The following is a 26,116-nucleotide window of genomic DNA, read 5'->3' on the forward strand; positions in this document are numbered from 1 at the left end:
CTCAGGACAGCACCTGCTCCAGCGCCACGGCGTCGATGCCGGTCGCCGCGCCGACGGGGCCGTTGGTCAGCTGGCCGTCGTGGGTGTTGAGCCCCTTGGCCAGGCACCGGTCGTCGCGCAGCGCCTGGCGCCAGCCCTTGGCGGCCAGCGCGACGGCGTACGGCATGGTGGCGTTGGTCAAGGCGTACGTCGACGTGGTCGGCACCGCGCCCGGCATGTTGGCCACGCAGTAGAAGACCGAGTCGTGGACCATGAACGTCGGGTCGGCGTGGGTGGTGGCGCGGGTGTCCTCGAAGCAGCCGCCCTGGTCGACGGCGATGTCGACGAGCACCGAGCCCGGCTTCATCCGCGAGACCAGCTCGTTGCTGACCAGCTTGGGCGCGGCCGCGCCGGGGATCAGCACCGCGCCGATGACCATGTCGGCCTCGGTGACGTGCTGCTCGATCGCGAGCTTCGAGGAGGCCAGCCCGTGCACCTTGTTGTTGTAGCGCCAGAACGACATCCGCAGCTTCTCGAGGTCGGTGTCGAGCAGGGTGACGTCGGCGCCCATGCCCAGCGCGATGTTGGCGGCGTTCTGGCCCGAGACGCCGGCGCCGATGATGACGACCTTGGCGTTGGCCACGCCGCCGACCCCGCCGAGCAGCACGCCGCGCCCGCCCTGGGCCTTGAGCAGCGAGTGCGCGCCGACCTGGGGCGCCAGGCAGCCGGCGACCTCCGACATCGGGTAGAGCAGCGGCAGGGCGCCGTTGTCCTGCTGCACGGTCTCGTAGGCGATCGCGGTGACCTTGCGGGCCAGCAGCTCCTCGGTCAGGGTCTTGTCGGCCGCCAGGTGGAGGTAGGTGAAGAGCACCTGGCCCTCCCGCATCCGGTGGTACTCCTCGGCGACGGGCTCCTTGACCTTCAAGATCATGTCGGCGCTGCCCCACACCGCGTCGGCGTCGGGGAGCATCTCGGCGCCCGCGGCGACGTACTCCTCGTCGGTGACCTGCGAGCCCAGCCCGGCACCGGCCTCGATGACGACCTGGTGGCCGGCAGAGACGAGCTCGTTGACTCCCAGGGGCGTGATCGCCACCCGGTACTCGTGGTTCTTGACTTCCTTGGGGACGCCGACCTTCACGTGGCTGCACCTTCCTTCTGCACTTCCGCCGGCACCCCGTCGTGCCGGGCGGCTCCCGCGAGTCCGCGAGCGTGCGCCACCAGTATCGCGATGACGAGAGGTGCGTCACACAACCGCCCCTCCAGCACGCCGGCCAGCAGGTCGTCGAAGGGCACCCAGGCGGCCTCCATCTCGGCCTCCTCGTGCTGGGGCTCGAAGTCGCCCCGGCCGACGTCGCTCAGGTCGCGCGCCAGGTAGATGTGCGCCAGCTCCGCGGAGATGCCGGGCGAGGCGTAGGTCGAGACCAGGTGGGTCCACTCCCCCGCCGCCAGCCCGGCCTCCTCGCCCAGCTCGCGGCGCGCGACGTCGAGCGGGTCCTCGTCCTCACCGTCCATCAGCCCGGCGGGGATCTCGACGAAGCGGTGCCCGGCGGCGTGGCGGTACTGCCACAGGCACAGCACCCGCTCGCGCTCGTCGACCGCGAGCACCACGGCCGCGCCGGGGTGCTCGAGGACGACCCGGCGGAACGGCTCCTCGTCGGGGTGGCCGGGGCGCCGGATCCGGTCCTCGCGCAGCGCCACGACCCAGCCGTCGCGGTGCAGGTCGGCCGACTCGGCGACCGGCCAGGTCGTGGGCACGTCTCGCAGCGGCGGGTGGTCCATGGTCTCGACGCTACCGGGCGGCACGCGTCTCAGTCGTCGGCGGGCTTGCGGCGCAGGCCCTTCTCGTCGATCGGGAACCGCAGCTCGCGCTGCCGGGTGATGGCGGCGCCGACCAGGCCCGCGAAGAGCGGGTGCGGACGGGTCGGGCGCGAGCGGTACTCGGGGTGCGCCTGGGTCGAGACGTAGTAGGGGTGCACCTCGCGGGGCAGCTCGACGAACTCGACCAGGTTGTTGTCCGGCGAGGTGCCCGAGAAGACCAGGCCGGCCGCCTCGAGGTCCTCGCGGTAGGCGTTGTTGACCTCGTAGCGGTGGCGGTGGCGCTCGTGCACCTGCGCCTCGCCGTACGCCGCGCGCACCACGGAGCCCTCCTTGAGCGCGGCCGGGTAGAGCCCCAGGCGCATCGTGCCGCCGAGGTCGCCCTCGCCGTCGACGATGGCGACCTGCTCGGCCATCGTGGCGATGACCGGCTCGGGGGTCTGCGGGTCGAACTCGGTCGAGCCGGCCTTCTCCAGGCCCAGCACCTCGCGGGAGTACTCGATGACCATGCACTGCAGGCCCAGGCACAGCCCCAGCGTGGGGATGCCGTGGGTGCGGGTGTAGGTCAGCGCGCCGAGCTTGCCGTCGAGGCCGCGGATGCCGAAGCCGCCGGGCACGCAGACCGCGTCGACGTCGCTGAGGTGCTTGGCGGCACCGGCGGGGGTCGCGCACTCGTCGGAGGGGATCCAGCGCAGGTTGACCTTGGCGCTGTGCGCGAAGCCGCCCGCCCGCAGGGCCTCGGCGACCGAGAGGTAGGCGTCGGGCAGGTCGACGTACTTGCCGACGAGGCCGACGGTGACCTCCTCCTCGGGGTGGTGCACCCGCTCGAGCAGGTCGTCCCACAGCGTCCAGTCGACGTCGCGGAAGGGCAGGTCGAGGCGGCGCACCAGGTAGGCGTCGAGGCCCTCGCGGTGCAGCACCTTGGGGATGTCGTAGATCGAGGGCGCGTCGGCGGCGGTGACGACCGCCTCGTCGTCGACGTCGCACATCAGCGCGATCTTGCGCTTGATCGAGATCGGCAGCTCGCGGTCGGCGCGGCACACGATCGCGTCGGGCTGGATGCCGACCTGGCGCAGGGCGGCCACCGAGTGCTGGGTGGGCTTGGTCTTCAGCTCGCCGGAGGGCCCGATGTAGGGCACCAGCGAGACGTGGATGAAGAAGCAGTTGTCGCGACCCACGTCGTGGCGCACCTGGCGCGCGGCCTCGAGGAACGGCAGCGACTCGATGTCGCCGACGGTGCCCCCGACCTCGGTGATCACCACGTCGATGTCGGCGCCGCCCATGGCGAGCACGCGGTCCTTGATCTCGTTGGTGATGTGGGGGATCACCTGCACCGTGTCACCGAGGTAGTCGCCGCGGCGCTCCTTGGCGATGACCTGCGAGTAGACCTGCCCGGTGGTGACGTTGGCGATCTGGGAGAGGTCGGTGTCGAGGAAGCGCTCGTAGTGCCCGATGTCGAGGTCGGTCTCGGCGCCGTCGTCGGTCACGAAGACCTCGCCGTGCTGGAACGGGTTCATCGTCCCGGGGTCGACGTTGAGGTACGGATCGAGCTTCTGCATCGTCACCCGGAGGCCGCGCGAGCGCAGCAGCCGACCCAGGCTGGAGGCCGTGAGTCCCTTCCCGAGCGAGGAGGCGACGCCTCCGGTCACGAACACGTGCTTGGTCGGGCCTGAGTTCCTCACGGAACTCCATGCTATCCCAGCGGCGCGGTGACCTCGAACCGACGCGCGGGGTCAGGTGAGCGGGACGGCCCCGTCGACCCCGGCGGGCCCGTAGTCGCCACCGGCGCCGCTGCCGGCCACCAGCAGCGCGAGGGCGGCCGTGACCTGCCCCGCGGGGGTCTCGACCCCGTCGACGCTGACCACGCCACCGGGGGTGCCGGCCTCGCGCACCGCGGCCAGGGTGCCGTCCTGCGCCGAGTCCGAGCCGCCGGCGAGCACGGTGCCACCGGCGACCGTGGCCAGCCCCGAGGCCAGCCCGGTCAGCACGTCGGGGTCGGTGTCCTCGCCCAGCACCAGCAGCACCAGCGGGGCCCGGGAGGCCTCGGCGTCGCTGGTGGCCAGCAGGTCGGCCCCGACGAGGCCCTGGCGCACCGTACGGGCGTTGCCGCCCGCGGGCGTGCCGTCGGGGGCCGAGGTGGCCAGCGCGAGCCCCAGGAGCTGGCCCAGCCGGTCGTACGCCGGCGCGTCGGGGTCGATCGCACCGTCGTCGACCTCCTCGGCCAGGCGCTGGCCGAGCGTGTCGACCAGCGAGGTCGAGGAGCCGCCCACCAGCCGGTCGAGCAGCTCGTAGCGCGCGGCCACCTCGCCGCCGGCCTCCTCGACGTGGGCGGTCAGGGCGCCCAGCACCTCGTCATCGGGTCCGCCGGCGCTGACCAGCGCCACCGAGCGGCCCTCGAGGCCGTCCTCGAGCAGGCGGGAGGCGCTGGCGGCGGCGAACACGTCGGCGTACTCGCCCCGGGCGTCCTGGGCGGCGTCGGCGGAGGCCGCGGGGGCCTGGTCGTCGCTGCCCTCGTCGGCGTCGGCGAGCGGGCCGCCGCCGAGCACGACCCCGACCGCGAGGGCCAGGAAGACGGCGACGAGGGAGACGACGTGGTGGCGGTAGGTGATCACGGTGCTACCTCGAGAGGTCGGGAAGTCGGTCGGTCAGGGCGTCGGCCCAGCCGGTGAGGCGTTCGCCCCAGAGCGTGGCCCACTCCTGGCCCACGGGGGTGACCGCCAGGGCGCAGAGCAGCGCCACCAGGCCGGCGAGCATCACGACGTAGAGGTGACGGGGGCGGACCCGCCCGGTGTAGAGCAGCGGCACGGCCGTGGCGTCGACCAGCCGGGGGCCGAGCGCCAGCCGGGTCAGGTAGGTGCTGGCGACGCCGCCGCGGTCGCGGTCGAGGAAGTCCTCGAGGTCGGCGTGCAGCCCCACCCCGATCACGGGGGTCGACTCCCCCGCCTTGGCCAGCAGGAGGGCGGCGTCCTCGGCGGTGGCGGTGGTGCTCAGCGTCGCGGCCCGCACCCCCGTCCGCTCGACGGCGGCGGTCAGGGAGTGCCCCGCGCCGGGAGCCACGACCACCACCACGTCGGCGGCCGCGCTCAGCGTCGCGGCGCGCGGGGGGTCGAGGTCGCTGCGTCCGTCGACGACCACCACGTCGGGGCGCAGTCCGGCGGCCACGAGCCGGTCGGCGGCGTGGTGGACGGCGATCACGACCGGGTGCTGCTCGCGCACGTAGGGCGTCACGAGCGCCAGCTCGGCCGCGAGCTCGGGACCCTCGACCGCGACGACGGCGGCGCGTCCCTCGAAGCTGGTCGCCAGCGTGGGCAGGCCGCGCCCGTGCAGCAGCAGCTCCTCCTCGCGGCGCAGCAGCTCGGCGGCGTTGTGGGTCAGGGTCTCGAGCTGGGAGGCCAGGCCGAGCCGGGCGCGGGTGGTCTCCTCCTCGAGGTCGGCCGCCTCGAGCAGCCGACCCTCGAGGGCCCGGCCGTCGTCGAGGTGCAGCACCCCGTCGTGGAGGCGCACGCTCGTGCCGTCCTCGACCCCACCGGCCGCGGCGCCGACCCGGTCGAGGAGCAGCACGCCGTGGCTGGCCAGCAGCCCGGGGCCCTGGGCGGGGTAGCGGCCCGAGAGCATCGGAGCGGCGTTGACGACCGCGACGACGCCGGCGTCGACGAGCGACTGGGCGGTAGCGCGGTCGAGGTCGCTGTGGTCGACGACCGCCACGTCGCCGGGGCGCAGGCGGGTCAGCAGGGTCCGGGGGCGGCGCTCCACGCGTGCGGTGGCGGTCAGGCCGGGCAGCACGGGGGCGGGGCGGCGGCGGGTCGAGAGCTTCATGTCCCTCCACTGTCGCACCGTCGCGGGGCGCTTGATGGAAGGCGTGCGCCGTGTCGCGCGGCGGTGGGCTGTGACCCGGGTCTCAGGCCAGGGCGCGTGCCGGCTGGGCCACCTCGAGCAGCTCGCGGGCGTGCGCGACGGCCGTGTCGGAGCCGGCCAGCCCCGCCATCATCCGCGACAGCTCGACCTCGCGGGCCGCCTCGTCGAGGAGCGTGAGGCCCGAGCTGGTGATGGTGCCGTCCCGCGACTTGCGCACCACCACGTGGCGGTCGGCGTACGCCGCCACCTGGGGCAGGTGGGTCACCACCAGCACCTGCGCGTTGCGGGCCAGCTGGGCCAGGCGGCGACCGACCTCGACGGCGGCCGCACCCCCGACACCCGCGTCGACCTCGTCGAAGACGAAGGTGGGCACCGGGCTGGTGCCGGCCAGGGCCACCTCGAGGGCCAGCATCACCCGTGACAGCTCACCGCCCGAGGCGCCCTTGTGCAGGGGACGGGGCTCGCTGCCGGTGTTGGCGGCCAGCAGCATCTCCACCTCGTCGAGGCCCGAGCGGGCGTAGCGCAGCCACCGGCCGCCCACGTGGAGCGGTGCCCCGGGCTGCGGCTCGCCCTCGGCGGGCGCGGCGCTCTCGTGCTGGTGGACGCTGATGCCCAGCCGGGCGTGCGGCATGGCGAGCAGCCCGAGCTCGGAGGTGACCTCCGCGGCGAGCCGCTCGGCGGCGGCGCGCCGGGCGGCGGTGAGCTGCTCGCCCGCCTCGGCGAGCTGCTCGCGCAGCCGGGCCTGCTCGCCGCGCAGCTGCTCGATGCGCTCGTCGGTGCCGTCGAGCTCGAGCAGGCGGGCGGCCGACCGCTCGGCCCAGGCCAGCACCTCCTCGACCGTGTCGCCGTACTTGCGGGTCAGCGCGGTCAGGGCGGCGCGCCGCTCGGAGACCCCGGCGAGCCGCGCGGGGTCGACGTCGATCCGGCTGGCGTAGCCCGCGACGTCGGCGGCGACGTCGGAGAGCAGGTAGGTCACGTCGGCGAGCCGGTCGGCCAGGGCGCCGGCCTCGGGGTCGTGCTCGCGCACCGCCTCGAGGGCGGTGCGGGCGGCCGAGGCGGTGGCCAGCGCGTCGGGGGCGCCGTCCTCGCTCGAGAGCGCCTCCCGGGCGTGCTCGGCGGCGGTGCGCAGGGTGTCGGCGAAGCCCAGCCGGGTCTCCTCGGCGCCGAGCTCCTCCTCCTCGCCGGGCTCGGGCGAGACCGCCTCGACCTCGCCGAGGCCGAAGCGCAGCAGGTCGGCCTCACGGGCCCGCTCACGGGCGTGGGTGACGACGTCCTCGAGCTCGGTCTCCACCGCGCGCAGCCGGTCGAAGAGGGTGGTCCACGACTCCAGCAGGGCCGCCAGGGGCTTGCCGCCGAAGCGGTCGAGGGCCCCGCGCTGGGCCCGCGGCTGCAGCAGCCGGTGCTGGTCGGACTGGCCGTGCACGGCGACCAGGGGCTCGGCGACCGCGGCCAGCGCCGAGACCGGCACCCCCGCGCCGCCCACGAACGCGCGGGAGCGGCCCTCGGCGGAGACGTTGCGGGCCAGCACCACGCGCTGGTCCTCGACCTCCCCGCCGGCCTCCTCGACCGCGGTCACCAGGTCGGGCAGGTCGCCGGTGGCGACCACGCCCTCGACGCGTGCGGTGCGGGCGCCCACGCGCACGGCGCCGCTGTCGCTGCGTCCGCCGAGGAGCAGGCCCAGGGCGGTCACGATCATCGTCTTGCCGGCGCCGGTCTCACCGGTGATCACGGTCAGACCGGGCCCCAGCTCGAGCGTGGAGGCGTCGATGACGCCCAGCGAGCTGATGCGGATCTCCTCGATCATGCGTGCTGCCCCCTGCGTCGCCGCTCGGCCGAGCCGCGCCAGCCCTCGACGGGCAGCCCGAACTTGGCCACGAGCCGGTCGGTGAAGGGCGCCTCGTGCAGGCGGGCCAGGCGGACGGGCCGCTCGCCGCGGCGCACCTCGATCCGGGCGCCGGGCGGCAGGTCGACGGCGCGCCGGCCGTCGCACCACAGCACACCGGCCGAGTCGGTGCGCGCGAGCACCTCGACCGCGAGCACCGAGGTGGGCGCCACCACCAGCGGACGCGCGAAGAGCGCGTGGGCGCTGATCGGCACCATCAGCAGCGCCTCGACGCCGGGCCAGACCACGGGGCCGCCGGCGGAGAAGTTGTAGGCGGTCGAGCCGGTCGGGGTGGCGCACACGACCCCGTCGCAGCCCCAGCGCGAGAGCGGACGGCCGTCGACCTCGACGACCACCTCGAGCATCCGCTCGCGGGCGGCCTTCTCGACGCTGGCCTCGTTGAGCGCGAAGGTCGAGGTGACGACCTCGCCGTCGCGCAGCACCCGCACGTCGATGCTCATCCGGTCCTCGACGGTGTAGCGCTGGGCCACCACCGCGTCGATGACCGAGGCGAGGTCGTCGTGCTCGGCCTCGGCCAGGAAGCCGACGTGGCCGAGGTTGACGCCGAGCACCGGGGTGCCGGAGTCGCGGGTGATCTCGGCGGCGCGCAGGATCGTGCCGTCGCCACCGATGACCAGCGTGAGCTCGCAGCCGGCGCTGGCGCCCGACTCGTCCTGCGTGGTCTCGACGTCGACGCTCATGTCCAGGTCGAGGGCCTCGCGGGCGATCATCCGCACGACCATCCCGTGCCCGGCCAGCGCGGCGGCGACCTCACGCGCGGCGCTGCGGGCCTCCTCGCGACCGGTGTGGGTCAGCATCAGCACCCGGCGTACCGGCCGGGCACCGTCGGCGGCGGCAGTGGCGTCGGGCGACGGTGGGGTGCTGGTCTGGCTCACCGCTCCACCCTCTCACCCGGCTCCCCCACCGGGTCCTCGCCCCGCACGAGACGGGCGAGGTCGTCGGCGTCGACGCGAGCGGGGCCGCGCCGCAGCCACAGGAAGAACTCCACGTTGCCCGAGGGACCGGGCAGGGGGCTGGTGGTCGCCATCACCGCGCCCCAGCCGTGCTGCGCGGCGGCGGCGGCGACGGTGGTCACCGCCTCGGCGCGCAGGTCGAGGTCGCGCACCACCCCGCCCTTGCCGACGCGGTCCTTGCCCACCTCGAACTGCGGCTTGACCATCAGGGCCAGGTCGGCGTCGTCGGCGCAGACCGAGAGCACCGCGTCGAGCACCAGCACCAGGGAGATGAACGACAGGTCGCCGACCACCACCTCGACCGGGCCGCCGACCAGCTCCGGGGTCAGCTCGCGGATGTTGGTGCGGTCGTGCACGCGCACCCGCTCGTCCTGGCGCAGCGACCAGGCCAGCTGGCCGTAGCCGACGTCGACGGCGACCACCTCGGCGGCGCCGGCGCGCAGCAGCACGTCGGTGAAGCCGCCGGTGGACGCCCCGGCGTCGAGGCAGCGCCGACCGGCGACCGAGAAGCCGTGCGGGCCGAAGGCGGCCAGCGCCCCGCTGAGCTTGTGCCCGCCGCGGGAGACGAAGTCGGGCACCCCGTCGACCTCGGTGACCAGGATGGCCACGTCGGTGGTCACCCCCGTCGCCGGCTTGGAGGCGACGGCGCCGGAGACCTTGACCCGCCCCTGGGCCACCAGCTCGGAGGCGTGCTCGCGCGAGCGGGCCAGGCCGCGGCGGACCAGCTCCGCGTCGAGACGCAGGCGACGAGGCGGCACCGGCTCAGTCCTCGTGCGGGGCGCTGGTCCCCGTGTCGGGATCGCTGTCAGGGTCGCTGTCGAGGGCGCGGCGCAGGGCGTCGTGGGCGGCCTCGAAGACCGCCACGTGCTCGCCGACGGGGCGCGCGTGCAGCGCGTCGATGGAGGCCGTCACCTCGTCGACCGCGGCCACACCGGTGTGCGGTCCCTCGGCCGCGTGCGGGCCGTCGGGTGCCGCGGGGTGCTGCTCGTCCATGGCCGCGAGGCTACCGCGACACCGGGGTCGGCGGCCCGACCAGGTCGCCGGTCGACGCGACGTCCCCGGTGGCGTCGAGGTGCGCCCAGCCGGCGACGGCGGCGGAGCGCCACCAGTCGGTCTCGTCGCCCTGGCCCTGCACCACCAGCCGGCCGTCGTCGACCCGGGCCGTCCATCCGCCGCAGATCGCGCCGGTGCCGTCGACGACCACCTCGGGGTGCGGCTCGAGGAGCCCGCGCAGGTCGAGGTGCAGGTACGTCGGCCGCTCCTGCGCACGCGCGGAGAGCAGGGCCGCCAGGTCGGTGACCCCCGTCAGCACCAGCAGCGCCTCGACGCCGGTGGCGACGGCTCCCTCGATGTCGGTGTCGAGCCGGTCCCCCACCATCAGCGGCCGCTGGCCGCCCACCCGGCGCACGGTCTCGTCGAGCAGCGGCCGCGCAGGTTTGCCGGCGACGACCGGGTCGACGCCGCTGAAGCGCTGCAGCGTCTCGACGAGCACGCCGTGCCCGGGTGCGGTGCCGTACGCCGTGGGGATCGAGAGGTCGGTGTTGCTGGCCACCCACCACAGCCCGTCGCGGATGCGGACCGCGGCGCGCATCACCTCGCGCCAGCGCACGTCGGGGCCGTAGCCGGTCACGACCGCCGCGGCGTCGTCCTCCACCCCGACGGGCTCGAGCCCGACGGCGCGCACCGCCTCGTCCAACCCCTCGGCGCCGAGCAGCACGACCCGGGCGCCCTCCCCCAGCTCCTCGACCAGGACCCGAGCCGCGGCCTGCGCGGAGGTCACGACGTCGGCGGCATCGGCCCGGACCCCCAGGCGGCACAGGTGCTCGGCCACCGTCGTGGGGGTGCGCGAGGCGTTGTTGGTGATGAAGGCGACCCGCATCCCCGCCTCGCGGGCACTCGAGATCGACTCCGCGGCGCGCGGCACGGCCTCGCCGTCGACGTACACGACGCCGTCGAGGTCGAGCATCGCCAGGTCGTGGCGCTCGGTCAGCGCCTCGCTCGTCCCACGCAGCACGTGTGTCCCCTCCCCGTCGCGGTTCGGACCGCACCCTACGATGCACCGATGGACGAGAGCGCTGTGGTCTGCCCGCCCGCCCTCGCCGGACCCGTGGTGCTGCACCCTTTCCGGGCGTTGCACCTGGCCGCCGACCGCGTGGGCAGCGCGGCGGGCGCCCGGGCCTTCGCCTCGCCGCACGGGCGCGTGCCGCAGCGGCTGGCCGGCTGGCTGCGCGAGGGCCTCGCCGTCGAGGAGGACACCCCCGCGGTGTGGGTGCACGAGTACACCGCCCGCGGGATGACCGTGCGTGGTGTGGTCGGGGCTCTCGACCTGTCCCGGCAGGCGGTCCCGGGCGCCACCCCGGCGGTGCTCCCGCACGAGCGGGTGCTGCCCGCGCAGGTCGACGAGCTGGAGCGGCGGATGCACCAGATGCAGCTGCAGCCGGCGGCCATCCTGCTGGCCCACCGTGCCGGCCCCCAGCAGCGCTCCCTGGTCGACCGGGTGGTCGCGGGCGAGCCGGACCTCGAGGTCGACGACCCCAGCGGCCAGCGCCACCGGGCGTGGGCCGTGACCGATCCCGGCACCGCCGACGAGCTCGCCCGGTGCCTGGCCGGCACCCAGGCGCTGATCGCCGACGGGCACCACCGCTACGCGGCGTACCTGAGGCTGTGCGCCGAGCACGGCGCGGACGGTCCGTGGGGCCGGGGCCTGGCGATGCTGGTCGACCACGACGACACCCCGCTGTTCCTCGGCGCCATCCACCGGTTGCTGCGCGGCGCCAGCGTCGCGGACCTCGTCGACCGGGCCCGCGCCCACGGGCTCGACGTGCGCACCGGCAGCCGTGCCCAGGCGCTCGAGGCGCTCGACCGGCAGGTGCTGGTGGTGGCCGACCGGCGCGACGCCGCCTGGATCCGGGTGCCTGCCGATCGGCTGCCCGTGGAGCTGCTGCACCACGACCTGCTTCCGGCCCTGGCCGCGGCGGGGCTGCCGTCGCCTGCCGTCGACCACCTGCACACCGCCGACCAGGCGCTCTCCGGCGCCGACAACGCCGCCGGCACGGCCGTCCTGCTGCCCGCGCTGGAGCTCGACGAGGTGATGCGGGTGCTGCGCGCCGGCAGGTTGCTGCCGGAGAAGGCGACGTCGTTCCAGCCCAAGCCCAGCGTGGGCGTGCTCATGCGCCCGGTGCGCGACGGAGTCGACGACCGGACCTGACCTCGATCTCCACCCGCGAGGCCGTCCCGGCGCCGCTGCGGAAGAAGCGCCGGCGCACCGCCCCCTCGACCGCCACCACGTCTCCGGCGTGCCAGCGCTCCACGCTGCGACGCACCCGCGCGTCCCACACCGCGCACTCGATGGCGTCCACGGCGCCCCGGGGACCGCGCCCGTCGGCCTGCGCCGGCCGGGGCGGGCGGCCCACGACGACCCGGAAGGTCCACAACCGGTCACCGCTGGGCAGCTCGCGCAGCTGCGGGTCCTGTGCGAGCCGGCCCTGCAGCCGCACCTCGTTGACCGCCTCGCGATCCTCTGACTGCTCCTTCGTGGGCATTCCGCACCACCTCCTGGCCACCAGGGTGACAAGCATCCATCCGGCGTGGGAGCCCCCACCGAGACCCTGTGGAGAAGTCGGCGTGGCCACCTCCCTGTGCGCGCCAGGAGTCGGGCTGCCTCCGAGCACCCCGGGCTGCGACCGCACCGGCTGCCGCCTCGGCACCTGGATCCGCCTGCTGGCGGAACCCGATGACACTGCCAGGCGTCCCAGTCGTTGACGAGCGAAGGGGCACCCATGGGATCCGCACAGGTAGGGATGAGCGTCGTGCTGCTCGTGCTCGCAGCCGGATGCGGGGACGGCCCCGCCCCAGGCACGACCGCGGCTCGCTCCTCGACGTCCCAGACCGTGATGGTCTCCTCCCTGCCTTGCGACGAGGCCGACCAGACGCGGGTGGCCTTGGACGTCCCAGGTCCTGGTCGGCCAACGCCTGAGGAGGCGGTCGCACCCCACGCCGGTGCGCTGGAGCTGGTCGCGCGAGATGGGGGCGAGCGCACGTCAGTTCTCGGCCTGCGCGCCGATGGCTCCGTCTTCCGCGTCTTCGACGTGTCCCGGCATGACGACGGCTGGTGGCCGGACGGCTACCGGGAGTGCTGGAGCTGACGGGCCCAAATGACAGCAGCCCCACCGCGGGGCGGTGGGGCTGCTGCGAAGAATTGTCCGGCGGCGTCCTACTCTCCCACAACCTCTCGGTTGCAGTACCATCGGCGCTGAAAGGCTTAACTTCCGGGTTCGGGATGGGACCGGGTGTTTCCCTTTCGCTATGGCCGCCGTAACTCTTGCGGCACACACACCCAGGGTCATGTTCACTGGGTAGTGGTGTGTGCCAAGCCATTATTCACATGTGGATGTGTCACGTGTGGTGGTTTGTGTGTGTGGATTCGTGGACGCGAGCAGCTCACCTTGTAGGTTCAGCTGAGTGGTTGTGGGACAAGCCCTCGGCCTATTAGTACCGGTCGGCTAGGCATTGCTGCTGTACACCTCCGGCCTATCAACCCAGTGTTCTGCTGGGGGCCTTACCCGGTTGACCCGGTGGGAAACCTCATCTTGAAACGTGCTTCCCGCTTAGATGCATTCAGCGGTTATCACTTCCGAACGTAGCTAACCAGCCGTGCCCCTGGCGGGACAACTGGCACACCAGAGGTTCGTCCATCCCGGTCCTCTCGTACTAGGGACAGCCTTTCTCAAGTTTCCTGCGCGCGCGGCGGATAGGGACCGAACTGTCTCACGACGTTCTAAACCCAGCTCGCGTGCCGCTTTAATGGGCGAACAGCCCAACCCTTGGGACCTACTCCAGCCCCAGGATGCGACGAGCCGACATCGAGGTGCCAAACCATCCCGTCGATATGGACTCTTGGGGAAGATCAGCCTGTTATCCCCGGGGTACCTTTTATCCGTTGAGCGACGTCGCTTCCACATGCCGACGCCGGATCACTAGTTCCGACTTTCGTCCCTGCTCGACATGTCTGTCTCACAGTCAAGCTCCCTTGTGCACTTACACTCGCCACCTGATTGCCAACCAGGCTGAGGGAACCTTTGAGCGCCTCCGTTACTCTTTAGGAGGCAACCGCCCCAGTTAAACTACCCATCAGGCACTGTCCCTGATCCGGATAACGGACCTAGGTTAGACATCTAGTACGACCAGAGTGGTATTTCAACGATGACTCCACACTCACTGGCGTGAATGCTTCACAGTCTCCCACCTATCCTACACAAGCCGAACCAAACACCAATACCAAACTATAGTAAAGGTCCCGGGGTCTTTCCGTCCTGCCGCGCGTAACGAGCATCTTTACTCGTAGTGCAATTTCGCCGAGTCCACGGTTGAGACAGCGCCCAAGTCGTTACTCCATTCGTGCAGGTCGGAACTTACCCGACAAGGAATTTCGCTACCTTAGGATGGTTATAGTTACCACCGCCGTTTACTGGGGCTTAAATTCTCCGCTTCGGTATTGCTACCTAACAGGTCCTCTTAACCTTCCAGCACCGGGCAGGAGTCAGTCCGTATACATCGTCTTACAACTTCGCACGGACCTGTGTTTTTAGTAAACAGTCGCTTGGGCCTGGTCTCTGCGGCCCTTCCCGCTCCCACCGCATGGGTGTTCACGTTCCGGGCCCCCCTTCTCCCGAAGTTACGGGGGCATTTTGCCGAGTTCCTTAACCGTGGTTCGCTCGATCGCCTTAGTATTCTCTACCTGATCACCTGAGTCGGTTTGGGGTACGGGCGGCGCATAGCTCGCTAGAGGTTTTTCTCGACAGCATAGGATCATCCACTTCCCCCCAACGGGGTCCCCATCACATCTCAAGCCCGACATTAAAGTCAGAGATCCGGATTTGCCTAGATCTCGCCCTACATGCTTAGCCGTACACAACCATCGGTACGGTTGGACTACCTTCCTGCGTCACCCCATCGCTTGACTACTACCAGTTCGGGTCCCACGCTACGCACCCGCGTCTCGCCCCGAAGGGTCCGATCACGGATGTTTCAGATGGTTAGCATCACCAGGTTCGTCATGGGCGCTACTTTGCCGGTACGGGAATATCAACCCGTTGTCCATCGACTACGCCTGTCGGCCTCGCCTTAGGTCCCGACTTACCCAGGGCAGATTAGCTTGACCCTGGAACCCTTGATCATTCGGCGCACGTGTTTCTCACACGTGATTCGCTACTCATGCCTGCATTCTCACTCGTGTCGCATCCACACCTGGATCACTCCGGCGCTTCACTCGCGACACGACGCTCCCCTACCCATCCACACACCTGAACACCCATCAAGTGGGTGCTGGGCTTATGTGAATGCCATAGCTTCGGCGGATGACTTGAGCCCCGCTACATTGTCGGCGCGGAATCACTTGACCAGTGAGCTATTACGCACTCTTTCAAGGGTGGCTGCTTCCAAGCCAACCTCCTGGTTGTCAGTGCGACTCCACATCCTTTTCCACTTAGTCACCGCTTAGGGGCCTTAGCTGATGGTCTGGGCTGTTTCCCTCTCGACTACGGAGCTTATCCCCCGCAGTCTCACTGCTGCGCTCTCACTTACCGGCATTCGGAGTTTGGTTAACGTCAGTAACCTGGTCGGGCCCATCGGCTATCCAGTGCTCTACCTCCGGCAAGAAACACGCAACGCTGCACCTAAATGCATTTCGGGGAGAACCAGCTATCACGAAGTTTGATTGGCCTTTCACCCCTATCCACAGGTCATCCCCTCAGTTTTCAACCTAAGTGGGTTCGGTCCTCCACGCGGTCTTACCCGCGCTTCAACCTGCCCATGGATAGATCACTTCGCTTCGGGTCTTGATCGTGCTACTGGCACGCCCTATTCGGACTCGCTTTCGCTACGGCTTCCCCACACGGGTTAACCTCGCAACACAACGCAAACTCGCAGGCTCATTCTTCAAAAGGCACGCCGTCACCCCGTCACACAAGTGTGAGCAAGGCTCCGACGGATTGTAGGCACACGGTTTCAGGTACTATTTCACTCCCCGCCAGGGGTACTTTTCACCTTTCCCTCACGGTACTTGTCCGCTATCGGTCATCAAGGAGTATTTAGGCTTAACGGGTGGTCCCGCCAGATTCACACGGAATTTCAGGGGTTCCGTGTTACTTGGGATGACGCATCACAGCTCGCGACTTACACTTACGGGGCTATCACCCTCTACGGCGCCACTTTCCAGCGGACTTCAACTTCATCACGAGTTTCTTACTGTGTGGCAGGCCGGCAGACCCACCCATGCGATCCCACAACCCCACATACACAACCCCTGCCGGGTATCACATGTACGTGGTTTGGCCTCATCCGATTTCGCTCGCCACTACTCTCGGAATCACTATTGTTTTCTCTTCCTGTGGGTACTGAGATGTTTCACTTCCCCACGTTCCCTCCACACACCCTATATATTCAGGCGCGGGTAACTGGACATGACTCCAGCTGGGTTTCCCCATTCGGACACCCCCGGATCACAGCTTGGTTGCCAACTCCCCAGGGCTTATCGCAGGCTCCTACGTCCTTCATCGGCTCTTGATGCCAAGGCATCCACCATGTGCCCTTCATAGCTTGTCTCACAAACACTCAACAAAAACTACAAAGACTAGAATTAATTACATCTAGAAAGACACGACACCCACACCCACCCCACACAAGAGGCAGATGCGTACTGTCGCGTCAGATGCTCGCGTCCACTATCCAATTCACAAACAACCAGCCCACCAAGCCCCCAGCCCCACCATCCGGTGGACCTGGGATACCAGGAGGCATCGAGCAGACCAGTCACCTGATCCCTCAAAGCTCAACAGTGTGCCAACCCCACCCCAACAAACGAGAGCCTCCACGTTCCACACCCCCACACCCACTCAAAGAGCGCATGTGCGAGCAGTACTGAGAAGACCCCGCCCACCAAGGCGAAGCATCATCGACGATTCCACTAGTGAACACCACCATACGTACCAGAACAGGCGTCTGGCATCGGGGCGTGTGCTCCTTAGAAAGGAGGTGATCCAGCCGCACCTTCCGGTACGGCTACCTTGTTACGACTTCGTCCCAATCGCCAGCCCCACCTTCGACGGCTCCCTCCCACAAGGGGTTAGGCCACCGGCTTCGGGTGTTGCCGACTTTCGTGACGTGACGGGCGGTGTGTACAAGGCCCGGGAACGTATTCACCGCAGCGTTGCTGATCTGCGATTACTAGCGACTCCGACTTCATGGGGTCGAGTTGCAGACCCCAATCCGAACTGAGACCGGCTTTTTGGGATTCGCTCCCCCTCACGGGATCGCAGCCCTTTGTACCGGCCATTGTAGCATGCGTGAAGCCCTGGACATAAGGGGCATGATGACTTGACGTCATCCCCACCTTCCTCCGAGTTGACCCCGGCAGTCTCCTATGAGTCCCCAACACCCGAAGGCTTGCTGGCAACATAGGACGAGGGTTGCGCTCGTTGCGGGACTTAACCCAACATCTCACGACACGAGCTGACGACAGCCATGCACCACCTGTACACCGACTAAAAGGGGCTACATCTCTGCAGCTTTCCGGTGTATGTCAAACCCAGGTAAGGTTCTTCGCGTTGCATCGAATTAATCCGCATGCTCCGCCGCTTGTGCGGGCCCCCGTCAATTCCTTTGAGTTTTAGCCTTGCGGCCGTACTCCCCAGGCGGGGCGCTTAATGCGTTAGCTGCGGCACGGAATCCGTGGAATGGACCCCACACCTAGCGCCCAACGTTTACGGTGTGGACTACCAGGGTATCTAATCCTGTTCGCTCCCCACACTTTCGCTCCTCAGCGTCAGGTAATTCCCAGAGAACCGCCTTCGCCACCGGTGTTCCTCCTGATATCTGCGCATTTCACCGCTACACCAGGAATTCCGTTCTCCCCTGAATACCTCTAGTCTGCCCGTATCGGAAGCAAGCACTGAGTTAAGCCCAGTGTTTTCACTCCCGACGCGACAAACCGCCTACGAGCCCTTTACGCCCAATAATTCCGGACAACGCTCGCACCCTACGTATTACCGCGGCTGCTGGCACGTAGTTGGCCGGTGCTTCTTCTGTAGGTACCGTCACTTGCGCTTCGTCCCTACTGAAAGAGGTTTACAACCCGAAGGCCGTCATCCCTCACGCGGCGTTGCTGGATCAGGCTTCCGCCCATTGTCCAATATTCCCCACTGCTGCCTCCCGTAGGAGTCTGGGCCGTGTCTCAGTCCCAGTGTGGCCGGTCACCCTCTCAGGCCGGCTACCCGTCGAAGCCTTGGTAGGCCATTACCCCACCAACAAGCTGATAGGCCGCGAGCACATCCCCCACCGAAAAACTTTCCACCACCATCACATGCGTGAAGCGGTCATATCCGGTATTAGACCCCGTTTCCGAGGCTTATCCCGAAGTGAAGGGCAGATTACTCACGTGTTACTCACCCGTTCGCCGCTCGTGTACCCCGAAGGGCCTTACCGCTCGACTTGCATGTGTTAAGCACGCCGCCAGCGTTCGTCCTGAGCCAGGATCAAACTCTCCGTTGAAAAACAACACCACACCAACCAAAAGGCCAGTGCAGAAAAAGAGATGCCTGACAAGAGAACAAAACTGACAATTGCCAGAATCATCGTCTTACCAAAGAAACCATCAACCACATCAGTCCAAAGACATCCATGATCGACGGGGCATAACAAACTAATTCGTCGACTATGACACACTGTTGAGTTCTCAAGAATCAGACGCACACCGTCCCAGCACCTCTCGGCACCAGCGGCGGGGCAACCTGCAGAAACTTACCGATCCGGCTTGTGCGAGTCAACTCCGTGGAGCCGGTCTCACGCCGTACGATGCGTTTCTTTGCCGGGACATGCCTCAGCCACTCGTTTTCGACCCTGTGGGCCGCGAGTGGAGCTGCGTGCTCCGGCGAGACAGAACATTACACACGGTTGACCATGGCCCAAAATCGGGGTGCCGCACGTACGGGGAGGCCCCTCAGCGGGGCGGTCTGGGGGCCGCCGGCCGGTAGGTGGAGACGCTCGGCTCCCCCGGCAGCCAGAACCGCCACGGCCGTTCGGCGGCCTGGCGCAGCCCGACCCGTGGACCGCTCTCCCACCGTGGCCGCACCGGACCCGGCTCGATCGTGACCGGGCCGGTGCCCAGGTCGGCGCCACCGTGCTCGAGGGTGATGTCAAGTGCCTGGCACAGCCGTGCCGGGCCGCGGGCCAGGTCGCGCTCGCTGGACCGGGGTCGGCGCTGCCGCACGATGTCGCGTCCCTCGACGACCTCGCCGGCGCGCAGGAGGACGGCGGCCGCGGTCCCCTCCTCGCCCACCACCACGTTGGCGCACACGTGCATGCCGTAGCTGAAGTAGGTGTAGAGCCGGCCCGCCGGCCCGAACATCACCTCGGTCCGCGGGGTCGGACCCCGGTACGCGTGCGAGCCGGGGTCGTCCTCGCCGGCGTACGCCTCGACCTCGGTGAGCCGCAGCGCCACGTCGCCGTGGCGCAGCACCGCCCCGAGCAGGAGCGGCGCGACCTCCTCGGGACGCCCCGCGAGCAGCGGGAGGAGGCCCGGCCGCTCAGGCGAGGCGGCCACGCAGGGTGTCCGCTCGGGCCAGCAGCTCGTCGAGCTGCTCGCGCACCCGCACCGGCGCGGTGCCGCCGCGCCCGTCGCGGGAGGCCACCGAGCCGGGGGCCGTCAGCACCTCGCGCACCTGTGGGGTCAGCTCCGGGGAGATCTCGGCGAACTGCTCGTCGGACAGCTCGTTCAGCTCGATGCCGAGCTCCTCGCAGCGGCGAACGCACGCGCCGGCGACCTCGTGGGCGATGCGGAACGGCACGTTCTGGCGCACCAGCCACTCCGCGACGTCGGTGGCCAGCGAGAAGCCCTGTGGCGCCAGCTCGCCGGTGCGCTCGCCGTCGAACTCCAAGGTGGCGACCATGCCCGTGAAGGCCGGCAGCAGCACCTCGAGGGTGTCGACGGAGTCGAAGACCGGCTCCTTGTCCTCCTGCAGGTCGCGGTTGTAGGCCAGCGGCAGCGCCTTGAGCGTGGCCAGCAGCCCGGTCAGGTTGCCGACCAGCCGCCCGGCCTTGCCCCGGGCCAGCTCGGCGATGTCGGGGTTCTTCTTCTGCGGCATGATGCTCGACCCGGTCGACCAGGAGTCGTGCAGGGTCACGAAGCCGAGCTCCTTGGTGGCCCAGAGGATGACCTCCTCGGCGAGCCGGCTCACGTCGATGCCGATCTGCGCGGTGACGAAGGCGAGCTCGGCGACGAAGTCGCGCGCCGAGGTGCCGTCGATGGAGTTGGCGCTCGACCCGGTGAAGCCGAGCTCGGCGGCCACCAGCGTCGGGTCGAGGCCCAGGCTCTGGCCCGCCAGCGCGCCCGAGCCGTACGGCGAGTCGCCGGCCACGCGGGCGTCCCAGTCGCCCAGCCGGTCGACGTCGCGCAGCAGCGGCCAGGCGTGCGCCATCAGGTGGTGCGAGAGCAGCACCGGCTGCGCGTGCTGCAGGTGCGTGCGCCCCGGCATGATCGTGGGCTCGGCACCGTCCTCGCCCAGGTGCGTGCGCGCCTGCTGGGCCAGCGCGTCGACCAGGTCGAGCACCTGCCCGGCGACCACCCGGGCGTGGTCGCGCAGGAAGACCTTGAACAGCGTGGCGATCTGGTCGTTGCGCGAGCGGCCGGCGCGCAGCCGGCCTCCCACGTCGGGGCCGACCTCCTCGAGCAGCAGCCGCTCCAGGGCGCCGTGCACGTCCTCGTCGGAGGGGTCCGGGTGCAGCTCGCCGGCGGCGTAGCGCCGCCCCAGGACGTCGAGGCCGCGCAGCAGCTCGGCGTGGTCGGCGTCGACGAGCAGCCCGGCCCGGTGCAGCGCGTTGGCGTGCGCCCGCGACCCGGCGAGGTCGTAGGGCGTCAGGCGCCAGTCGAAGTGCGTCGAGCGCGAGAGCGCCTCGAGCTCCGGCGAGGGTCCCCCGGCGAACCGGCCGCCCCAGAGCTTGCCGGTGTTGGTCGCGTCCTGCTTGCCGGGCTGTTCCGTGCTCACGCTGGTGCTGCTCCTCTCGCCGCGACGATCGCGGCGCTCATGATCTCAGGCAGGTCGGGGGCGACCAGGCGGCCGTCGGCGGCGACGTCGTGCGGCGTCCACCACCGCGCCTCGATGACGTTGTCGACCTCACCGGGCTCGAGGTGCTCGAAGGTGATCGCGACGTCGCTCGAGAGCCGCAGCGCGAAGAAGGTCGAGTCGCCCAGGTAGGCGCGCCCGTCGTAGGTGAAGTGCCGGTGGTCGCGGTGGAAGGGCCCCACGAGCGCGTCGGCCGCGACCACCACGCCGGTCTCCTCGCGCAGCTCGCGCAGCGCGGCGCCCACGTGGTCCTCCCCCGGGTCCAGGGCGCCGCCGATGGTGCCCCAGCGCAGCTCGCCGGGCCGCCCGGGGTCCTGGTCGAGCAGCAGCAGGCACTCGCCCGCCGCGCTGACCGGGAGCACCCGGGCGGTCGCGCGCAGCACCGGCTCCATCAACGCGGCCCCATCAGTCGGTGCCGGACTCCATCGCCGCGGCGTCGAGCGCCTCGTCGTCGATGTCGTCGCCCGAGCGGGGGTTCTGGGTGATCCGGTCGTAGCCGCCGGGCTCGATCTCGCCGTAGAGCGTGCCGTTCTCGACCAGCACCTGGCCCTGGTCGAGCGGCTGGTCGGCGTACAGCTCGAGCTTGGCGCGGCTGTCGGCGATGTCGAGGTTGCGCATCGTGAGCTGGCCGATGCGGTCCAGCGGGCCGAACGCGGCGTTCTCGGTGCGCTCCATCGACAGCTTGTCGGGGTGGTAGGAGAACGCGGGACCGTCGGTGGAGACGATCGAGTAGTCCTCGCCGCGGCGCAGCCGCAGCACGACCTCGCCGGTGACCAGCGAGGCGACCCAGCGCTGCAGCGCCTCACGGATCATCAGCGACTGCGGGTCGAGCCAGCGGCCCTCGTACATCAGCCGCCCGAGCCGGCGCCCGTCGTTGTGGAAGCTGGCGATCGTGTCCTCGTTGTGGATCGCGTTGAGCAGGCGCTCGTAGGCGATCCACAGCAGCGCCATGCCCGGGGCCTCGTAGATGCCGCGCGACTTGGCCTCGATGATGCGGTTCTCGATCTGGTCGGACATGCCCAGCCCGTGGCGCCCGCCGATCGTGTTGGCCTCGTGGACCAGCGCGACCGGGTCGTCGAAGCGCACCCCGTTGATGGCGACCGGGCGGCCGGCCTCGTAGGCGATGGTGACGTCCTCGGTGGGGATCTCCACCGAGGGGTCCCAGAACTTCACGCCCATGATCGGCTCGACGACCTCGAGCGAGGTGTCGAGGTGCTCGAGGGTCTTGGCCTCGTGGGTGGCGCCCCAGATGTTGGCGTCGGTGGAGTAGGCCTTCTCCTTGGAGTCGCGGTAGGGCAGGCCGTGCTCGGTGAGCCACTGGCTCATCTCGTCGCGCCCGCCGAGCTCATGCACGAAGTCGGCGTCGAGCCACGGCTTGTAGATGCGCAGGTCGGGGTTGGCCATCAGCCCGTAGCGGTAGAACCGCTCGATGTCGTTGCCCTTGAAGGTCGAGCCGTCGCCCCAGATGTCGACGCCGTCCTCGTGCATGGCGCGCACCAGCATGGTGCCGGTGACCGCGCGGCCCAGCGGCGTGGTGTTGAAGTAGGTGCGGCCGCCGGAGCGGATGTGGAAGGCGCCGCAGGCGATCGCCGCGAAGCCCTCCTCGACCAGCTGGGTGCGGCAGTCGACGGCGCGCGCGATCTCGGCGCCGTACTCCACGGCCCGGCCGGGCACGCCGGAGATGTCGGGCTCGTCGTACTGGCCGATGTCGGCGGTGTAGGTGCAGGGGACCGCGCCCTTGTCGCGCATCCAGGCGACCGCGACGGAGGTGTCGAGACCTCCGGAGAACGCGATGCCCACGCGCTCCCCCTTGGGCAGCGTGGTCAGGACCTTGCTCATGGGTGCTCCTCGATCTGGGGGGTGAAGGTCGGGTCGTACGTCGAGTGGTCGGCCATCTCCAGGAAGCGGCGCGCCAGGGCGTCGCCCCCGGTCGGCTCGCGGCCGATGACCAGGACCGTGTCGTCGCCGGCGATGGTGCCGAGGACGTCGGGGAACTCGGCCTTGTCGAAGGCCGAGCCCAGGAACTGCGCTGCGCCCGGGGGCGTGCGCAGGACCACGAGGTTGGCGGTGGCGTCGGCGCTGACGAGCAGCTCGGCGCACAACCGGGCCAGGCGCGCGCGCCCGGCCGAGGAGTCGGTGGGCGCGACCGGTCGCCGGTCGCCGCCCTCGGCGGGCACGGCGTAGACCAGGGCGCCGGAGGCGGCGCGGACCTTGACGGCCTCGAGCTCGACGAGGTCGCGCGAGAGCGTGGCCTGGGTGACCCGCACGCCGCTCTCGGCCAGCAGCAGCGCCAGCTCGCCCTGGGAGTGCACCTCGTGGGTGCCGACCAGCTCCACGATGCGCTGGTGGCGCGCGTTCTTGGTGGTGGGGCGCATCGCGAACTCGGTCACGTGACACCTCCGACCGCGGGCTGCTCGCCGCCGGCGAGGAGGAAGGCCAGCACCGCCTTCTGGGCGTGGCGCCGGTTCTCGGCCTCGTTCCACACCGCGCTCTGCGGGCCCTCCAGCACCTCGGCGGAGATCTCCTTGCCGCGGTAGGCCGGCAGGCAGTGCAGCACGACCGCGTCGGGAGCGGCGTGCGCCAGCAGCTCGGGGGTCAGCGACCAGTCGGCGAAGACCAGCTCGCGGGCCTGCTCCTCGCTCTCCTTGCCCATCGAGATCCAGGTGTCGGTGACCACGACGTCGGCGCCGGCCACGGCCTTGACCGGGTCGGCCTCGGCGCGCGCCGAGCCGCCGGTCGCGGCGCCGATCTCGGCGGCGCGGTCGAGGACCTCCTGGTGGGGCAGGAACCCCTCGGGGCCGCTGACCCGCACGTGCATCCCGGCGGTCGCGCCGGCCAGCAGCCACGAGTTGCCCATGTTGCAGGCGGCGTCGCCGACGAAGGCGACGCTCAGGCCCTCGAGGCGCCCGCGCTGCTCGCGCACGGTCAGGAGGTCGGCGATGAGCTGGCAGGGATGGAAGTCGTCGGTCAGCGCGTTGACCACCGGCACCCCGGCGTGGGCGGCCATCAGCTCGAGGTCGGACTGGTGGAAGGTGCGCCAGACCACGACCGAGACCTGGCGGCCCAGGACCCGGGCGACGTCCTCGACCGACTCGCGGATGCCGATGCCGGCCAGGCGCCCCTCGACCAGCATCGGGTTGCCGCCGAGCTCGGCGATGCCGGCGCCGAAGGAGGTCTGGGTGCGCAGGGTCGGCTTGTCGAAGATCATCGCCACCGACTGCGGCCCGGCCAGCGGCTTGGCGTCGTACGGCGCCCGCTTCATCGCCGCCGCGAGGTCCAGCACCCGGGCCTGCTCGGCCGGGGTGAGGTCGTCGTCGCGCAGGAAGTGGCGCGTCATCAGGTGCCGGCCTTGTCGAGGATCGCCGGCCAGGCCTGCAGGAAGGCCTCGACGTCGGCGTCGGTGAGCACCAGGGGCGGAGCCAGGCGGATCCGGTCCGGCGTCGGCATGTTGACGATCCACCCCGCCTCCTGGGCGGCGTCGACGACGGCCGCGGCGGTCTCGGAGACCAGGTCGAGGCCGATGAGCAGCCCTCGGCCGCGCACCTCGGTGACCCGCGGGTCGGCGCCCAGGCCCTCGCGCAGCCGCTCGCCGGCGGCCCGGGCGTGCTCGAGCAGCCCCTCCGACTCGACGGTGCGGATCACCGCGAGCGCGGCGGCGCACGCCACCGGGCTGCCGCCGAAGGTGGTGCCGTGGTTGCCGGGCTCGAGGAGGTCGGCGGCGCGGCCGAGGCCGATGACCGCCCCGATCGGGTAGCCGCCGCCCAGGCCCTTGGCCAGGGTCAGCACGTCGGGCACGACCTGGCCGGCGTGGGCGAACCACTCGCCGGTGCGGCCCATGCCGGTCTGCACCTCGTCGAGCCACAGCAGCGCCCCGGACTCGTCGGCCAGGGCCCGGGCCGCGTGCAGGTAGCCGTCGGGGGCCGGCACGACCCCGGCCTCGCCCTGGATCGGCTCGAGCAGGATGGCCGCGGTCTGGTCGCTGACGGCCTCGCGCAGCGCGTCGGCGTCGCCGTACGGGACGAAGGTGACGTGGCCGGGCAGCGGCTCGAACGGCTCGCGGTAGGCGGCCTTCGAGGTCAGCGCGAGGGCGCCCATGGTGCGCCCGTGGAAGCCGCCCTCGGCCACCACGACCTGGGTGCGCCCGGTGCGGCGGGTCAGCTTGAAGGCGGCCTCGTTGGCCTCGGTGCCGGAGTTGGCCAGGAAGACCTTGCCGGGCCCGGCGCCGACCAGGCGCAGCAGCGTCTCGGCGAGCTCGACCTGGGGGCCGGAGGTGAAGAAGTTGGAGATGTGGCCCAGCGTGGACATCTGCTCGGTGACCGCCGCGACCAGCGCCGGGTGGGCGTGGCCCAGGGTGTTGACGGCGATGCCGCCGAGCAGGTCGACGTACTCCTTGCCGTCGGCGTCCCACACGTGGGCGCCCTCGCCGCGCACCAGCGCGAGCTTGGGCGGGCCGAACGTGTTCATCAGCGAGTGGGTGTAGCGCTCCCCCAGCTGCCGGTTGGTCGGGTTGGTGGGGTCGGTCTGGTCGGTCGAGCCGCTCACTTGCGCACCGCCTTCGACCGGGCCTTGCGGACCTTGGTCTCCACCCCGGGCAGCACCTGGGTGCCGACGCCCTCGTTGGTGAAGAGCTCGAGCAGCACCGCGTGCTTCTCGCGCCCGTCGACGACGGTGGCGCGCGGCACGCCCTCGTCGACCGCCTTGCGGCAGGCCTCCATCTTGGGCACCATCCCGCTGGCGAGGCTCGGCATCAGGTCGGCCAGCGCCTCGGGGCTGATCTCGTAGATCACGTCGTCGCTGTCGGGCCAGTCGCGGAAGAGCCCCTCGACGTCGGTGAGCACCAGCAGCTTCTCGGCGTCCAGCGCCACCGCCAGGGCGGCCGCGGCGGTGTCGGCGTTGACGTTGTGCACCAGGCCGTCGACGTCGGGGGCGACGCTGGAGACGACCGGGATGCGGCCGGCCTCGATGAGGTCGCGCACCGCCTCGGGGCGGACCTTGGCGACCTCCCCGACGAGCCCGAGATCGACCTCCTCGCCGTCGACGATGGTGTTGGCCGGCTCGGCGGTGAAGAGCCCCGCGTCCTCGCCGGACAGGCCGACGGCCAGCGGGCCGTGCTCGTTGATCAGGCCCACGAGCTCGCGCTGCACCTGGCCCACCAGGACCATGCGCACCACGTCCATCGCCTCGGGGGTGGTCACCCGCAGGCCGCCGCGGAACTCCGACTTGATGTCGAGCTTGTCGAGCATCGCGGAGATCTGCGGGCCGCCGCCGTGCACGACGACGGGCCGGAACCCGGCGAAGCGCAGGAACGCGATGTCCTCGGCGAAGGCGCGCTTGAGGGTGTCGTCGGTCATCGCGTTGCCGCCGTACTTCACCACCACGACCTTGCCGTGGTAGCGCTTGAGCCAGGGCAGGGCGTCGGAGAGGATCTCCGCCTTGTCCGGGTCGGCGGGCGGGACCTCGCTGCGGATCATCTGGTCGCTGTCGTTCGTAGGAGT

Annotated in this window: 20 protein-coding genes and 3 rRNA genes; 1 reads left to right on the plus strand and 22 read right to left on the minus strand. The window is 70.3% G+C overall.

The features are described 5' to 3' along the window. Position 1 precedes the first annotated feature (1 nt). From ald to JOE61_RS01045, 10 genes are all read right to left on the minus strand, one after another. Positions 2 to 1,117, minus strand: coding sequence for an alanine dehydrogenase (gene ald, locus JOE61_RS01000; RefSeq protein ID WP_193668707.1), 1,116 nt, complete (start codon positions 1,115 to 1,117; stop codon positions 2 to 4). Further along, the gene (locus JOE61_RS01005; RefSeq protein ID WP_193668706.1) at positions 1,114 to 1,758 is read right to left on the minus strand and encodes an NUDIX domain-containing protein; all 645 of its coding nucleotides are present in this window, start codon (positions 1,756 to 1,758) and stop codon (positions 1,114 to 1,116) included. Before JOE61_RS01005 ends, ald begins: the two co-directional genes overlap by 4 nt. 29 nt (positions 1,759 to 1,787) lie before the next feature. Then, a complete protein-coding gene (pyrG, locus tag JOE61_RS01010) occupies positions 1,788 to 3,476 on the minus strand; it encodes a CTP synthase (protein ID WP_193668705.1) in 1,689 nt (562 codons plus the stop codon). A 51-nt stretch (positions 3,477 to 3,527) separates the two neighbouring features. After that, entirely contained in the window at positions 3,528 to 4,406 is an 879-nt protein-coding gene (locus tag JOE61_RS01015; protein ID WP_193668704.1) for a copper transporter, read from the minus strand. A gap of 4 nt (positions 4,407 to 4,410) precedes the next feature. Then, on the minus strand, positions 4,411 to 5,610 hold the full coding sequence (gene steA / locus JOE61_RS01020; protein WP_193668703.1) for a putative cytokinetic ring protein SteA: 1,200 nt from the start codon (positions 5,608 to 5,610) through the stop codon (positions 4,411 to 4,413). Positions 5,611 to 5,692: 82 nt separating this feature from the next. Further along, complete coding sequence (gene recN, locus JOE61_RS01025; protein ID WP_193668702.1) at positions 5,693 to 7,453, minus strand: DNA repair protein RecN; 1,761 nt, start codon at positions 7,451 to 7,453, stop codon at positions 5,693 to 5,695. Continuing rightward, positions 7,450 to 8,349 (minus strand): NAD kinase, encoded by a 900-nt coding sequence (locus JOE61_RS01030; protein ID WP_193668917.1) that lies wholly within the window; start codon positions 8,347 to 8,349, stop codon positions 7,450 to 7,452. The genes recN and JOE61_RS01030 overlap by 4 nt, the downstream gene beginning before the upstream one ends. A 74-nt stretch (positions 8,350 to 8,423) precedes the next feature. Beyond that, positions 8,424 to 9,263 (minus strand): TlyA family RNA methyltransferase, encoded by an 840-nt coding sequence (locus JOE61_RS01035; protein ID WP_193668701.1) that lies wholly within the window; start codon positions 9,261 to 9,263, stop codon positions 8,424 to 8,426. A 4-nt stretch (positions 9,264 to 9,267) separates the two neighbouring features. Then, the gene (locus JOE61_RS01040) at positions 9,268 to 9,498 is read right to left on the minus strand and encodes a hypothetical protein (RefSeq protein WP_193668700.1); all 231 of its coding nucleotides are present in this window, start codon (positions 9,496 to 9,498) and stop codon (positions 9,268 to 9,270) included. 10 nt (positions 9,499 to 9,508) lie between these two features. Beyond that, positions 9,509 to 10,519, minus strand: coding sequence for an HAD-IIA family hydrolase (locus JOE61_RS01045; RefSeq protein WP_307822737.1), 1,011 nt, complete (start codon positions 10,517 to 10,519; stop codon positions 9,509 to 9,511). Positions 10,520 to 10,567: 48 nt separating this feature from the next. On the opposite strand from JOE61_RS01045, the gene JOE61_RS01050 reads away from it, so the two are divergent. Beyond that, positions 10,568 to 11,713 (plus strand): DUF1015 family protein, encoded by a 1,146-nt coding sequence (locus JOE61_RS01050; protein WP_193668699.1) that lies wholly within the window; start codon positions 10,568 to 10,570, stop codon positions 11,711 to 11,713. Here JOE61_RS01050 and JOE61_RS01055 read toward each other — a convergent pair. The 12 genes from JOE61_RS01055 to argB all read right to left on the minus strand — a co-directional run bounded on the left by JOE61_RS01055 (position 11,673) and on the right by argB (position 26,092). Continuing rightward, positions 11,673 to 12,047, minus strand: coding sequence for a single-stranded DNA-binding protein (locus tag JOE61_RS01055; protein WP_193668698.1), 375 nt, complete (start codon positions 12,045 to 12,047; stop codon positions 11,673 to 11,675). The genes JOE61_RS01050 and JOE61_RS01055 overlap by 41 nt on opposite strands. Positions 12,048 to 12,705: 658 nt before the next feature. Further along, positions 12,706 to 12,822, minus strand: a 5S ribosomal RNA gene (rrf, locus tag JOE61_RS01060). Positions 12,823 to 12,973: 151 nt separating this feature from the next. Next, a 23S ribosomal RNA gene (locus JOE61_RS01065) occupies positions 12,974 to 16,107 on the minus strand. 422 nt (positions 16,108 to 16,529) lie between these two features. Beyond that, positions 16,530 to 18,051: ribosomal RNA gene (locus JOE61_RS01070) — 16S ribosomal RNA — on the minus strand. The 16S, 23S and 5S rRNA genes sit together here, the layout of an rRNA operon. 448 nt (positions 18,052 to 18,499) lie before the next feature. After that, complete coding sequence (locus tag JOE61_RS01075; RefSeq protein WP_193670755.1) at positions 18,500 to 19,102, minus strand: DNA-3-methyladenine glycosylase; 603 nt, start codon at positions 19,100 to 19,102, stop codon at positions 18,500 to 18,502. Then, entirely contained in the window at positions 19,086 to 20,543 is a 1,458-nt protein-coding gene (argH, locus tag JOE61_RS01080) for an argininosuccinate lyase (RefSeq protein ID WP_193670756.1), read from the minus strand. The genes JOE61_RS01075 and argH overlap by 17 nt, the downstream gene beginning before the upstream one ends. Continuing rightward, complete coding sequence (locus JOE61_RS01085; RefSeq protein WP_307822738.1) at positions 20,540 to 21,004, minus strand: NUDIX hydrolase; 465 nt, start codon at positions 21,002 to 21,004, stop codon at positions 20,540 to 20,542. The genes argH and JOE61_RS01085 overlap by 4 nt, the downstream gene beginning before the upstream one ends. 22 nt (positions 21,005 to 21,026) lie before the next feature. Then, on the minus strand, positions 21,027 to 22,460 hold the full coding sequence (argG, locus tag JOE61_RS01090; RefSeq protein WP_193670758.1) for an argininosuccinate synthase: 1,434 nt from the start codon (positions 22,458 to 22,460) through the stop codon (positions 21,027 to 21,029). Next, the gene (locus JOE61_RS01095) at positions 22,457 to 23,011 is read right to left on the minus strand and encodes an arginine repressor (protein WP_372440044.1); all 555 of its coding nucleotides are present in this window, start codon (positions 23,009 to 23,011) and stop codon (positions 22,457 to 22,459) included. Before JOE61_RS01095 ends, argG begins: the two co-directional genes overlap by 4 nt. After that, positions 23,008 to 23,958: an ornithine carbamoyltransferase gene (gene argF, locus JOE61_RS01100; protein WP_193670759.1), complete on the minus strand. Its 951-nt coding sequence runs from the start codon at positions 23,956 to 23,958 to the stop codon at positions 23,008 to 23,010. Before argF ends, JOE61_RS01095 begins: the two co-directional genes overlap by 4 nt. Continuing rightward, positions 23,958 to 25,163, minus strand: a complete 1,206-nt coding sequence (locus tag JOE61_RS01105) for an acetylornithine transaminase (RefSeq protein ID WP_307822739.1) — start codon at positions 25,161 to 25,163, stop codon at positions 23,958 to 23,960. Before JOE61_RS01105 ends, argF begins: the two co-directional genes overlap by 1 nt. Then, the gene (gene argB, locus JOE61_RS01110) at positions 25,160 to 26,092 is read right to left on the minus strand and encodes an acetylglutamate kinase (RefSeq protein ID WP_193670811.1); all 933 of its coding nucleotides are present in this window, start codon (positions 26,090 to 26,092) and stop codon (positions 25,160 to 25,162) included. Before argB ends, JOE61_RS01105 begins: the two co-directional genes overlap by 4 nt. Between the last annotated feature and the right edge of the window lie 24 nt (positions 26,093 to 26,116).

This window comes from Nocardioides salarius, from assembly GCF_016907435.1.
GTDB classification, from domain to species: domain Bacteria; phylum Actinomycetota; class Actinomycetes; order Propionibacteriales; family Nocardioidaceae; genus Nocardioides; species Nocardioides salarius.